Consider the following 11,891-nt stretch of genomic DNA (forward strand, 5'->3'; position numbering starts at 1 on the left):
TATTTATGGGTTAGACGCCTTTAAAACACACTTAAAGGTGCCTTTAATGCCTTTTATTATTTAACTCGTTTCACTGCATTTTCAAATGCTATTTTGTAATTTGCCCATATATTAACATGAATCCATACGAAAAAAAACGCCGCTGGAAATTCTTTCTGCTCATCTTTGCCATTGTGATTGGCACTGCTTCTGTTTTTTACAGCGACTTTTTTGTAAAAAAAATGGAGCGTGAGGAGCAGCTTCAATTCCAATTATACGTAAAAGTGACGGAACAATCTTTAGCCATGTACGATGACGATCGTTATACAAGTTTGATTGATCTAATCAGAACAAATACAAAGTTACCTGTTATAATGATTGATTCAGAAGGAGCCATTTTAGCCTATCAGGGCCTTGATTCAACTAAAACAAATTATGAAGTAGAAAAACAGCCCAATAAAACCTATGATCCAGGATATTTTGCAAGGGAACTTAACAAAATGAAAACTCAGCATCCTCCTACTCCAATCATTGGTCTAGATGGAACACGCTGGTATATTTATTATAAAGATTCGGCAACCTTAACCCAACTTCGCTATTTCCCTTATATACAATTAGCTGTGATTGGTTTATTTTTAATTACTGCCTATGTAGCTTTTAGTTCAGCAAGAAAAGCGGAACAAGATCAGGTTTGGGTAGGTATGGCCAAAGAAACTGCTCATCAGTTGGGAACACCAATATCTTCTCTGATGGCCTGGGTTGAATTGATCAAATCAAGGTTTGACGCAGAAGAAGACCCATTGATAGCAGAAATGGAGAATGATATTAAGCGGCTGGAGGTGATCACCGATCGATTCTCTAAAATAGGTTCAAAGCCTATTGTAGAGGACCATGTGGTTTATACTGTTATTTATAATTTTGTAGAGTATTTTAAACTCCGAATTTCGGATAAAATCATTTTTAAAATTGCAGGTGATGAACAAGTCCGTGCACTGTTAAATGTACCCTTATTTGACTGGGTGATTGAAAACCTACTAAAAAATGCAGCAAATGCGATTGAAAATGAAGGGCACATAACTATAGACATTATTGAAAACCTGGCCAAGGAAGAGGTCTTCATTGATGTTACTGATACCGGAAAAGGGATTACACGATCAAAGTTTGATGCTGTTTTCCAACCGGGATACACAACACGCAAACGTGGATGGGGCCTTGGCTTATCATTAACAAAAAGAATTATCGAAAATTACCATAATGGACAAATCTTTGTAAAAGATTCAGAACTTGGCAAAGGAACTACCTTTCGTATCATTTTAAAAAGCAGTATTACTTATGAACCGACCACAAACACATGAGTATCCCGTATGGGCAGAGCAATACATTAGCCTTGTAGAAGGAGATGTAATGGAATTATTAAAAAAACAGGCCTCCGAGTTTTCGGATTTTATAAATAGTCTGATTGAAAAGGCCGATTATGCCTACGCACCCGGGAAATGGACAATTAAGCAATTAATTGGTCATATTATAGATACTGAGCGGATTCTTGTATATCGTCTGACTTGTTTTGCCAGAGGAGAAAACCATGCTTTACCCGGCTTTGAAGAAGATGATTATGTTGTTAATGCTCATTTTCAGGACAGAAGCTTACTTAGTTTATCAGAAGAGTTTGCTTTATTGAGAAAAGCAAATATTTATTTGTTCGATTCACTTTCAGAAAAAGAGCTTAACAGAAGCGGAACTGCTTCTGAAAGGCAAATTACAGTGAGGGCGCTACTTTATGTGATCGCTGGCCATATTATTCATCATACACAAATTATCAAAAGCCGTTACTTATGATCTGGTTCAATGAATTTAGTCCGGAACAACTAAATGACCGTCCAAAAAACCACATGGGCGCTTTTCTTGATATTAAATTTACTCAAGTCGAGAATGATACATTAACAGCAACTATGCCCGTAGATGAGCGCACACACCAGCCAGCAGGAATATTGCACGGGGGAGCTTCTGTTGTACTCGCTGAAACACTTGGAAGTGTGGCTTCTTATATGTGTATAGATCCGGAGAAGTATCAGGCCGTAGGCCTTGAAATCAATGCAAACCACTTACGTCCTGTTAAGTCAGGCCTTGTTACCGGAATATGCAAACCACTTCATATCGGTGCAAAAACCCATGTTTGGGAAATTAAAATTTACAGTGATAAGGGAAAAATGAATTGCATAAGCCGACTAACAGTAGCTATTATTAAAAAGGCTTAATAAATAAGTTTACGCCGGATTTCAATCGACTATTTTATTTCAATTGGAAGCTCGATTAATGTTTTATCCCATCCCAAAATCAGGTTAGCTCCTCGAGCATTCGACGTAAAAGTTATAGAGAAGTTTTCTAAGGTCTTATCCAAAGATTTTACAGGAACTTCCGTTCTCAAAACGTCCTTAGTCTCGTCGTAAGTAAATGCGCCCCAACGATCTATCTGTTTATTGACAATCAGAGTCCATTTATCCTTATTTGGAAAAGCAAATAAGCTATAAGTGCCCGGCTTAACAGTCTTGCCTCCTATTTTTACCCGCTTATAAAATTTAATCTCAGTATTCTCATTGGCTCCTAATCGCCACACTTTTCCATACTGCTCTAATACGCCAAAAACCTCACGTCCTTTTTTCGCTGGTCTGGAATAAATTACTTTAATCAAAGGCAAAGAGCCATCTTTAGCTTTTGCTACATTGAGTGGAAAATAAACGATATCAGCAGGACTGGAATCAATCGGCGAAAACTTCAGATCCTGAGCTTTCGCCGTAAAGACGAAAAGTATAAATACTCCGATAAAATTTATTCCTTTCATCATAAATTGCCTTAAATGATTAAGAACTAAGACTAATACTCACGTCCTTTAACAATGCCGTTCAAGAAAACTGCACCGAATATAAATCCGATAATTCCACCTAAAATAGACCAACCGAAACTACAAGTTATAATTGCAGCAGTCAAAATACCAAAAAACAGGCCTAAAACATAGTAAACCCAGTCTAAACTATTGTTGTTCTCTTCTTTAATCATTATAGTAATACTTAGGCTCCAAAGATATTGATTTATTTTATAAAGGAGGATTACATGTCAGCTTTTCGTCAATTAATTAAAAAAACAATCTTCATTCACAAAAACTAATCAATCGATTGATTAGTTTTGTTCCCCATAATTCTTTTAATGGAAAAGACAGACAAAAAAGCAAGTATCCTTGAAGCAGCAGAAAGGCTTTTCTCTGAGCTAGGTTACGAAGCTACATCAACCCGCCAGATCGCGAAAGAAGCCTCGGCAAATATGTCTATGATTAACTATTACTTCGGCTCAAAAGAAGGCGTTTTCATGGAAATTATGTCCAAAAGAGTTGCAGACTTTGGCTCACAACTTAACAGTATAAACGAAGAGAAACTTCCATGCATGGAAAAACTCTTAAAAGTAATCGAAGGCTATGCAACAAGAATAATGTCCAATCATAGCTTTCACAAAATGATGCACCGGGAATTCTCTCTTCCACATAGGCCCGAAATGTTCTTAAAGATAAAGAATGCTATGGGGGCAAACCTGACAATAATTGAACAGATCATCAATGCTGGCATCACAGAAGGGAGTTTCAAACAGGTAGATGTAAGAATGCTGATTGCAACAATCATGGGCACAATAAGTAATGTTGCTGTCTCTCCTGCAAAAATCACCTATGGTACAACGTTGGACATTAACAGAATCGAGGATAAGAAACTCATTACGGACAGATTAATCGCTCATTTAAAAGACCTTATTGTCACCTTTTTAACCCCTAAAAATGACACGTAAATCAATTCGACTAGGCTTTATAACTTCTCTCATCCCCGGGCTCCTTTATGCTCAGGATATCAAAAAATTAAGTCTGCCTGAAGCTATAGCTCTCGGAATAGAAAACAGCAAAAATTTAAGGCTTTCACAGAATAAAATTGATCAAGCTATTGCAAAATTAAATACAGTAAAAGATAATGCACTGCCTACAGCAAAGGCATCTTTTCTCTACAATCATGCAGAAATTCCCACAAATACATTAAGTATTGGTGGGGGCAACCCTATTCATTTACCCAAACGTGCAGATGCATTCGTAGGAACTGCTGCTGTCGAAGAACTCATTTATGGCGGCGGAAAATTGAGATATGCAGAGGAATCTACTCGACTCCTTGCTGAAGCGGCAAAGCTTGATGCTGACAAAAACCAGGAAGAAATCAGCTATGCTGTTATTAACACTTATTACTCCCTATTTAAAGTTATTCAGAGCAAAAAAGTCATTGCTCAAAATCTTGAATCAATAGATAGTCAGCTAAAACAGTCGCAGCGCTTTTTTGAACAGGGGATTGTTACTAAGAATGATGTATTACGGTTTCAACTTCAACAAGCAAATGTGTCCCTTACAGACCTGGAAGCAGAAAACAACAGAAGAATAATTAATTACAATCTAGATATACTGCTTGGATTAAATGAAAACACAGAAATTGAAATTGCCGAACCCGATGCTGCACTTAAAACTAATGCCCCATTGAATTCCTATCTAGAATTAGCTTTCTCCGACAGACAAGAGCTTAAACAACTTGACTTGCAGAACAAAGTGGCAGATGTGAATATAAAGTCAGTTAAAGCCAATACATTACCAACAGTTGGTGTTGGCGCAAACTTATATTATATCAACCCAAGTGGAAAATTCATTCCCCCAACAGATCAGTTCGTTATGCCTTTTACATTAGGTGCCAATGTATCATGGAATATAGGAAATTTATGGACAAATAAAAACAAAGTTACTGAAGCGAGAATTCATCAAAAGGAAATTGATCTGCAGAGGAGTATTGTCTCTGATCAATTAAAAACAGAAGTCAACAGAAACTATCAGAATTATCAATTGTCTTTAAAAAAGATTAAAGTCCTTGAAACTGCAATTACTCAAGCCACTGAAAATGATAAGTTACTGGCATCAAAATACAAAAACAATGTTGCCTCAGCTATTGATCGGATTGATGCAGAAACTTTGTTATACCAGGCAAAAATCAATTTAGAAATTGCCAAAGCTGATGCTGGCTTAGCATATTATAGCCTACTTAAATCTACTGGAAAAATTTCTCATTAACACCAAAACAAATCAGGCAATGACAACTGAAAAGAAAAAAAAGAATAAAATAATTCCAATCATATTAGGAGTGCTCATCCTTTTTGGTGCCATATTTGGCATTAAAGAATATATCTATTACAGCAAGCACGTTGATACGGATGATGCGCAGATTGATGGAGATATCAGTCCGGTTGTAGCTCGTGTTGGCGGATATATAAAAGACATTAAATTCGAAGAGAATACAAAGGTTAATGAGGGTGATGTGCTTGTTACGCTGGATGACAGGGACTATAAAATAAAATTGGAACAGGCAATTGCAGGTCAAAAAGGTGCAAATGCAGGAGTTGATGTTTCTCAATCTCAGATTGTAGCTACCGCAGCTAATACAAGCACTGCAAAAGCCAATATTGAAGCTGCAAAAGTTAAATTAAATCTTGCTCAAAAAGATTATGAACGATATCTGAATCTGGTAAAAGATGGATCCGTTACTCAGCAACAATTTGATCAGGTAAAAGCCCAGAAAGAATCTGCCCAGGCTGCATTTACTGCTGCAAATGATCAGTACCACGCTGCTGTAAAGCAAGTGGGCACCACACAATCTCAACTTGCAGTAAGCAACACTGGTGTTACTCAGCGTCAAGCAGATGTAGATTTTGCGAAACTACAATTATCTTATACAGAAATCAAAGCTCCAACTACTGGTATCGTCTCTAAAAAAAATATACAGAAAGGTCAATTGATACAACCTGGTCAATCGTTGTTTGCAATAGTAAACGACAATAGCATTTATGTTACTGCAAACTTTAAAGAAACGCAATTGGAGGATATAAAAGTCGGTTCTAAAGTTAAAATAGAGGTAGATGCCTATCCTACAGAATCTGTTGAGGGTGAGGTCTACAATTTCGCACCTATTACCGGTGCAAAAGGATCTTTACTCCCTCCCGATAATGCTACTGGAAACTTTGTTAAAGTAGTGCAGCGAGTTCCTGTAAAAATAAAAATCACAAAAGCTCAAAAGGCAGTCCTTGAAAAGCTTCGTCCTGGTATGAGCGTTAAGGTTTCTGTTTCGATAAAAAGCTAACCGATGGCCGAGCAAGGTTTAAAAAAATGGATTATTACTTTTACCGTGATTACGGCTTCATTACTGGAGCTGATTGACACCACGATTGTAAACGTAGCGATCCCTCAAATACAAGGTAACCTGGGAGCAACACTTGAAGATGTAGCCTGGTTATCTACGGGCTATGCAGTTGCCAATGTAATAATATTGCCGATGTCAGGATGGCTCGGCAGCCGTTTTGGCCGTAAAAACTACTTCCTTTTTTCAATTATTCTGTTTACCGTAGCATCATTCCTTTGTGGAAATGCGACCAATCTTGAAGAACTTATAGCCTTCAGAATCCTGCAGGGACTTGCAGGAGGAGGCCTGATTTCAACAGCCCAGGCTATACTAATCGAGACCTGGCCAAGAGAAGATGTAGGTATCGCCACAGCCTTATTTGGACTTGGAGCCGTAGTAGGGCCAACTGTTGGCCCTACTATTGGCGGTTATTTACTCGAAATCAGCTCCTGGCCACTAATCTTTTATGTAAATATTCCGGTCGGAATTCTTGCAGCATATTGTACATATATGTTTGTCAGGGAGACTCCAAAAGATGGAAAAGGAATGCCCGTAGACTGGTGGGGTATCATTTTACTCGCCATAGCTGTGGGTAGTTTACAAACCGTACTGGAAAAAGGGGAAAGTGAAGATTGGTTTGCCACACCCTACATTACAGCACTGGCAGTAACTTCAGTCCTGGGCTTACTACTATTCATTTGGAGGGAACTGAGCACTGACCACCCGATTGTAAACTTTAAAATCATGCGCCACAGGAGTTTTTCGGTGGGAATGTTTACTTCATTTATATTAGGATTTGGATTATATGGCTCGGTATTCGTATTCCCTGTATTTTGTCAGAATCTATTGGGCTTTTCTCCTCTACAGACCGGAGAACTCTTATTTCCAGGGGGATTATGTACCATTGTCATGATGCCCTTTATAGGTATTATGTTGAAGAAAAACATCCCGGCACAGTTCATGGCAACGATAGGGATGTTCTTATTCTTCGTATTCTGCTCTATGCTAAGCAAATCAACCTTGCAATCAGGAACGGGCGATTTCTTTCTTCCTTTGATTATTCGTGGTATTGGAATGGCCCTGTTATTTGTTCCATTAACAACTCTGGCTATCCAGGATTTAAAAGGGGCTGAAATAGGTCAGGGTTCCGGATTAAATAATATGATGCGACAACTTGGAGGATCATTTGGTATTGCAGCTTTGACAACATTGATACATGTACGCCAAGGCTTTCACAGAAGCAACCTTTTAGTTAACGTAAATGAATACAATCCAGCCTTTAATGAACGGTTCAACGGATTTGTAAACAGTTTTATGGCTAAAGGCTATACCTATCTGGACGCCAAAACACTGGCAATTAAAGCAATTGAAGGCACAGTGACAAAACAATCACTCTTACTTACTTATAGTGATGCTTATTGGGTTGCAGGACTCATTTTATTATGTTCGATTCCTTTACTTTATTTACAAAAGTTTAAAAAGAACGTTGCAGTCCCTGCCGATCTTCATTAATAAAAAACGGCCGTTAGACAACTAACGGCCGTTTTACCTCAAAAAAATTAACAATTAAACTGCAAAAATCAGTGCCTCCACTAAAAATCTGCATATCCTTAAAAGACTTTATTGAATCTCTATTCATCTAAGTTACCAGTTTTTATCATCAAATCAAAATAATTTATTGCCTAAAAAAGGCGTTATTTGGAACATTTTTGCTAGATTAAGCGCGAAAATATTTCGCCTAAATTATGATGCAAAAACAACGAGCAAAAGGTCAGAGAGAGTCTATATTTAATAATGAAGTCGTATCCCGGTTCGAACTTTATAATAGCCTTTTCCTTACCCTTCCGTTCTACAAAGTTAAAGACACCGGTACTTTATTACCCCTATTTATCAAATACTGCGAAGATGGAGTGAATAACCACGATACTCCTGCAGATATTATTAATGCATTTTTTAAGAAGTATACACAGAACCACTCAAACAAAGACATTATCGACCTCCTTTTCCGCTTTATTCAATATATAGAGCGCCAGGTTGTACTATTTGATGCGGTAGAGGATGCTTCCTTCAATAAGTTAAATGCAGCTGATGAGCATAATGCTTTGTTATCTTACCTAAAAAAGGGTGTAGACAATAAAGCGCTTAATGATAAGATTGAAAAGCTTATCGACGAGTTTTCTCTTCGTCTGGTATTGACTGCACACCCAACTCAATTCTATCCTGGAAGTGTTCTTTCAATCATAACCGACCTTACTACGGCTATCAAGACCAATGATATTACAACCATTAACCTCTTGTTGCACCAGTTAGGAAAAACACCTTTCTTTAATAAGAAATCACCAACTCCGGTTGATGAGGCACTAAGTCTTGCCTGGTATTTAGAAAACGTATTTTATTTTGCCGCAGCAAATATTCAATCAGAGATTGATAAAAGCCTGAATGATTATAACCTTGAGTCGAAAAAGATCGTCGAACTTGGATTCTGGCCTGGAGGAGATAGAGATGGCAATCCAAATGTACATACAGATTCCACAATACAGGTTTCTAAAATGTTACGCCAAATCCTATTCCGTTGCTATTACCGCGATTTCAGAAACCTTAAACGCCGAATTACATTTAGAGGTGTTGAAGAACCAATTGCAATCATACAAGACGTTTTATATAAAAATGCCTTCGATCCGAACATTGCAATGGAGAACATTGCGGATTTCCTGATTGAAAACCTCAATAAAATCCTGACTACATTAACTGAAAATCATGATGGTTTATTTGCTGATTTGGTGACAGACCTAATCAGAAAAGTAGAACTTTATGGTAGCCACTTCGCATCATTAGACATCAGACAGGATAGCCGTGTGTTAAGAAACGTTCATACATTCTGCCGCCAAAGCAAGCCAATTGTTTCTCTTTTCCCAGAGAATTATAATAGCCTTCCTGAAGCTGAAAAAATTAAAAATCTATCCTTCAAAAGCGCTAAATTAAATTACTCCGATGCGAATGATCCATTGATTGATGATACGTTACAGACCATAGCAGAAATCAAACAAATTCAGGAAAGTAGTGGAGAATTGGCCTGTCACCGCTTCATAATTAGTAATTGTCAGCAAGCAAGTGACATCCTTCAACTGGTCGAGTTATTTCTTTGGAGTGGCTGGGAAGAAAATGATCTTTCAATTGACTTTGTTCCATTGTTTGAAACCGTACATGATCTTGCTGACGCTGCAGAAATCATGAATACACTATATGCACATCCTTTCTACAAGAAACATCTGAAAAGAAGAGGAAATAAACAGCATATTATGTTGGGCTTTTCCGACAGCACCAAAGACGGAGGTTATTTAATGGCTAACTGGTCAATTTTTAACGCAAAAGTTTCCCTTACAAAAACAGCAAACGAGCATAACATACAACTTGCATTTTTTGACGGACGCGGAGGCCCTCCTTCTCGTGGTGGTGGTAAAACACACCGTTTCTATGCCTCTATGGGTAAAGAAATTGCCAACAAAAACATACAACTAACTGTACAGGGCCAAACCATCAGTTCTCAATTTGGATCAATTGATAGTGCAGAGTTTAACATTGAACAATTAATTAATGCTGGAATATCTGCAGGTATTAAAGAAACACACAACATTCTTTTAGATCCCCTGCACAAAGGATTACTTGATACAATGGCCGAAGACAGTTATGAAGCTTATGTTTCCCTACGTCAACACCCATTGTTTTTAACTTATCTGGAGAAATTCTCTCCTCTCCCACTTCTATCTAAAATAACCATTAGCAGCAGACCGGTAAAACGTAACTCTGGCGGCTCATTGAAACTAGAAGACCTTAGAGCAATTGGCTTTGTAACAGCATGGAGCCAGTTAAAACAAAACATTCCAGGTTTCTATGGAATGGGAACGGCTTTAAAAAACCAGGAAGATCAAGGTAATTGGGATAAAGTAGTAAAAACATATGAGGAGTCAGGCTACTTCAAAACCATTATCGACAACTGTATGATGTCTATGAGCAAATCTGACTTCTCTATCACTGCACATTTTGCAAATGATAAAGAATATGGTGCATTTTGGAAAACGCTTTATGAAGAATTTAAGCTCTCTAAAACAATGTTATTGAAACTATCGGGCCACACTACTCTAATGGAGAATTACCCCGTTGAAAAGACCTCTATTGCAGTGAGAGAGAAGATTGTTTTACCTCTTGTATTAATCCAGCATTATGCTTTGGAGCAACTACAAAATGAAATAACTGACGAAGAACAACAATCATACGAAAAATTAGCAATTAGGACGGTATATGGTATTGTAAATGCTGGCCGGAACCTTGCATAATCAACTCGGCATAGCAGTACCTGATCATAAAAAAAGCGAACCAATATGGTTCGCTTTTTTTATTGTCTTAATAACTAAAATTAATGTCTATCTATCGATTGAGCCCATTACCTTCTGACCAAAGGCATTTAATGCATCTTTTTCAAGAGCACCCGCTTTTACACTTTCATGTACTTCCAGTGCACCGCAGATATTGGTGATCATTTCACCCGCTACATCAACTTCTTCCTCACTCACACCTCTGAACTCACAAAAAGCTTCTAACACATTTAGTGTTGCTTGAAGGTCTTCAGACGTAGTATTTTGGAATAATTGTCTAATAACTGGAATCTTCATTATTTTATCTTATTAAATAGTTCGCCTAAAACTTCTGCTTTGTTGGTTTGCACCTGATCTACCAATGCTCCTCCTTCAAAAGCTGCAAACGTTGGTAAATTGTCAACATTAGCAAGCTTACGAGAACCCGGAAGTTTTTCCGCGTCCACAATTAAGAAGGTAACATCTTCGTTTTCAGCAGCTAGTTTCTTGAATTTTGGTTTCATGATTCTGCAGTTTCCACACCATGATGCGGCATACTGAACCATTACTTTGTTGTTTTCAGCAACATATTGTTGAAGATTATCTTCTGTTAATTCTAAAAACATATTTCTCCTTTTTTATTAATTAGCGCTCAGGTATTCTGCAACGCCAGTTCTGTTAGCGCTCATTGCTTCTTTACCTTCTTCCCAGTTTGCAGGACATACTTCGCCATGTTTCTGAACGTGAGCATAAGCATCAATTAAGCGCAAATATTCTTTTACATTTCTACCTACAGGCATATCATTAACACTTTCGTGGAATACTTTACCAGTCTCATCAACCAGATAAGTTGCTCTGTAAGTTACATTTGAACCTGTGAACGACTCATTTCCTTCTTCATCATATTCAACTTCTTGTTCTACAATACCCAAAATGTTAGCTAAATGCCTGTGAGTATCCGCTAAGATTGGATAAGTAACACCTTCAATACCACCATTATCCTTTGCTGTGTTTAACCAGGCAAAGTGAACTTCATTTGTATCGCATGAAGCACCAATTACAATTGTATTTCTTTTTTCGAAGTCAGGAAGAGCAGCCTGAAATGCATGTAATTCTGTCGGGCAAACAAAAGTAAAATCTTTTGGATACCAGAATAATAAAACTTTTTTCCCTTTGCTTACAGCCTCTTCAAATATATTGATTTTTAAATCATCGCCCATTTCGGACATTGCATCGATACTAACACTTGGGAATTTTTTACCTACTATTGCCATAATTATATTTTGTTTTTATTGTTGATTTTTTGATAGCGCAAAGGTAAAGC

13 protein-coding genes are annotated in these 11,891 nt (G+C 37.6%); 8 read left to right on the forward strand and 5 right to left on the reverse strand.

Going from position 1 to position 11,891, the window contains the following annotated elements; translation table 11 throughout:
• The first annotated feature begins 116 nt into the window (after nucleotides 1-116).
• Genes ABDJ41_RS00410 through ABDJ41_RS00420 form a run of 3 tightly spaced genes read left to right on the forward strand, consistent with a single transcriptional unit; the run spans nucleotide 117 to nucleotide 2,234 of the window.
• Nucleotides 117-1,334 (forward strand): sensor histidine kinase, encoded by a 1,218-nt coding sequence (locus tag ABDJ41_RS00410; protein WP_349783740.1) that lies wholly within the window; start codon nucleotides 117-119, stop codon nucleotides 1,332-1,334.
• Nucleotides 1,312-1,815, forward strand: a complete 504-nt coding sequence (locus tag ABDJ41_RS00415) for a DinB family protein (RefSeq protein ID WP_349783742.1) — start codon at nucleotides 1,312-1,314, stop codon at nucleotides 1,813-1,815. Before ABDJ41_RS00410 ends, ABDJ41_RS00415 begins: the two co-directional genes overlap by 23 nt.
• The gene (locus tag ABDJ41_RS00420) at nucleotides 1,812-2,234 is read left to right on the forward strand and encodes a hotdog fold thioesterase (protein ID WP_349783744.1); all 423 of its coding nucleotides are present in this window, start codon (nucleotides 1,812-1,814) and stop codon (nucleotides 2,232-2,234) included. The genes ABDJ41_RS00415 and ABDJ41_RS00420 overlap by 4 nt, the downstream gene beginning before the upstream one ends.
• A 29-nt stretch (nucleotides 2,235-2,263) precedes the next feature.
• Here the strand turns inward: ABDJ41_RS00420 and ABDJ41_RS00425 are convergent, their stop codons facing one another.
• Nucleotides 2,264-2,821, reverse strand: a complete 558-nt coding sequence (locus tag ABDJ41_RS00425; protein WP_349783746.1) for a DUF2911 domain-containing protein — start codon at nucleotides 2,819-2,821, stop codon at nucleotides 2,264-2,266.
• Nucleotides 2,822-2,850: 29 nt separating this feature from the next.
• A complete protein-coding gene (locus ABDJ41_RS00430; protein WP_349783747.1) occupies nucleotides 2,851-3,033 on the reverse strand; it encodes a hypothetical protein in 183 nt (60 codons plus the stop codon).
• Between the two features lie 147 nt (nucleotides 3,034-3,180).
• Between ABDJ41_RS00430 and ABDJ41_RS00435 the strand changes: the two genes are divergently transcribed.
• The 5 genes from ABDJ41_RS00435 to ABDJ41_RS00455 all read left to right on the forward strand — a co-directional run bounded on the left by ABDJ41_RS00435 (nucleotide 3,181) and on the right by ABDJ41_RS00455 (nucleotide 10,549).
• Complete coding sequence (locus ABDJ41_RS00435) at nucleotides 3,181-3,807, forward strand: TetR/AcrR family transcriptional regulator (protein WP_349783749.1); 627 nt, start codon at nucleotides 3,181-3,183, stop codon at nucleotides 3,805-3,807.
• The gene (locus ABDJ41_RS00440) at nucleotides 3,797-5,113 is read left to right on the forward strand and encodes a TolC family protein (RefSeq protein ID WP_349783751.1); all 1,317 of its coding nucleotides are present in this window, start codon (nucleotides 3,797-3,799) and stop codon (nucleotides 5,111-5,113) included. The genes ABDJ41_RS00435 and ABDJ41_RS00440 overlap by 11 nt, the downstream gene beginning before the upstream one ends.
• Before the next feature lie 19 nt (nucleotides 5,114-5,132).
• A complete protein-coding gene (locus tag ABDJ41_RS00445; protein WP_349783753.1) occupies nucleotides 5,133-6,176 on the forward strand; it encodes an HlyD family secretion protein in 1,044 nt (347 codons plus the stop codon).
• A gap of 3 nt (nucleotides 6,177-6,179) precedes the next feature.
• On the forward strand, nucleotides 6,180-7,727 hold the full coding sequence (locus ABDJ41_RS00450; RefSeq protein ID WP_349783755.1) for a DHA2 family efflux MFS transporter permease subunit: 1,548 nt from the start codon (nucleotides 6,180-6,182) through the stop codon (nucleotides 7,725-7,727).
• A gap of 233 nt (nucleotides 7,728-7,960) precedes the next feature.
• Nucleotides 7,961-10,549, forward strand: a complete 2,589-nt coding sequence (locus tag ABDJ41_RS00455; RefSeq protein WP_349783757.1) for a phosphoenolpyruvate carboxylase — start codon at nucleotides 7,961-7,963, stop codon at nucleotides 10,547-10,549.
• A gap of 87 nt (nucleotides 10,550-10,636) precedes the next feature.
• Here ABDJ41_RS00455 and ABDJ41_RS00460 read toward each other — a convergent pair whose 3' ends face one another.
• Genes ABDJ41_RS00460 through ABDJ41_RS00470 form a run of 3 tightly spaced genes read right to left on the reverse strand, consistent with a single transcriptional unit; the run spans nucleotide 10,637 to nucleotide 11,841 of the window.
• Entirely contained in the window at nucleotides 10,637-10,885 is a 249-nt protein-coding gene (locus ABDJ41_RS00460) for a DUF6952 family protein (RefSeq protein WP_349783759.1), read from the reverse strand.
• Nucleotides 10,885-11,193: a thioredoxin family protein gene (locus tag ABDJ41_RS00465; protein ID WP_349783761.1), complete on the reverse strand. Its 309-nt coding sequence runs from the start codon at nucleotides 11,191-11,193 to the stop codon at nucleotides 10,885-10,887. The genes ABDJ41_RS00460 and ABDJ41_RS00465 overlap by 1 nt, the downstream gene beginning before the upstream one ends.
• Before the next feature lie 15 nt (nucleotides 11,194-11,208).
• The gene (locus tag ABDJ41_RS00470) at nucleotides 11,209-11,841 is read right to left on the reverse strand and encodes a peroxiredoxin (protein WP_349783763.1); all 633 of its coding nucleotides are present in this window, start codon (nucleotides 11,839-11,841) and stop codon (nucleotides 11,209-11,211) included.
• Between the last annotated feature and the right edge of the window lie 50 nt (nucleotides 11,842-11,891).

It is taken from the genome of Pedobacter sp. ASV1-7 (genome assembly GCF_040203335.1).
Lineage (GTDB): Bacteria > Bacteroidota > Bacteroidia > Sphingobacteriales > Sphingobacteriaceae > Pedobacter.

Coding starts and splice junctions, on each gene's coding strand:
- ABDJ41_RS00455 (WP_349783757.1), top strand. CDS start 7,961: ATGATGCAAAAACAACGAGCAAAAGGTCAGAGAGAGTCTATATTTAAT.
- ABDJ41_RS00410 (WP_349783740.1), top strand. CDS start 117: ATGAATCCATACGAAAAAAAACGCCGCTGGAAATTCTTTCTGCTCATC.
- ABDJ41_RS00465 (WP_349783761.1), bottom strand. CDS start 11,193: ATGTTTTTAGAATTAACAGAAGATAATCTTCAACAATATGTTGCTGAA.
- ABDJ41_RS00470 (WP_349783763.1), bottom strand. CDS start 11,841: ATGGCAATAGTAGGTAAAAAATTCCCAAGTGTTAGTATCGATGCAATG.
- ABDJ41_RS00415 (WP_349783742.1), top strand. CDS start 1,312: ATGAACCGACCACAAACACATGAGTATCCCGTATGGGCAGAGCAATAC.
- ABDJ41_RS00445 (WP_349783753.1), top strand. CDS start 5,133: ATGACAACTGAAAAGAAAAAAAAGAATAAAATAATTCCAATCATATTA.
- ABDJ41_RS00450 (WP_349783755.1), top strand. CDS start 6,180: ATGGCCGAGCAAGGTTTAAAAAAATGGATTATTACTTTTACCGTGATT.
- ABDJ41_RS00430 (WP_349783747.1), bottom strand. CDS start 3,033: ATGATTAAAGAAGAGAACAACAATAGTTTAGACTGGGTTTACTATGTT.
- ABDJ41_RS00460 (WP_349783759.1), bottom strand. CDS start 10,885: ATGAAGATTCCAGTTATTAGACAATTATTCCAAAATACTACGTCTGAA.
- ABDJ41_RS00435 (WP_349783749.1), top strand. CDS start 3,181: ATGGAAAAGACAGACAAAAAAGCAAGTATCCTTGAAGCAGCAGAAAGG.
- ABDJ41_RS00425 (WP_349783746.1), bottom strand. CDS start 2,821: ATGATGAAAGGAATAAATTTTATCGGAGTATTTATACTTTTCGTCTTT.
- ABDJ41_RS00440 (WP_349783751.1), top strand. CDS start 3,797: ATGACACGTAAATCAATTCGACTAGGCTTTATAACTTCTCTCATCCCC.
- ABDJ41_RS00420 (WP_349783744.1), top strand. CDS start 1,812: ATGATCTGGTTCAATGAATTTAGTCCGGAACAACTAAATGACCGTCCA.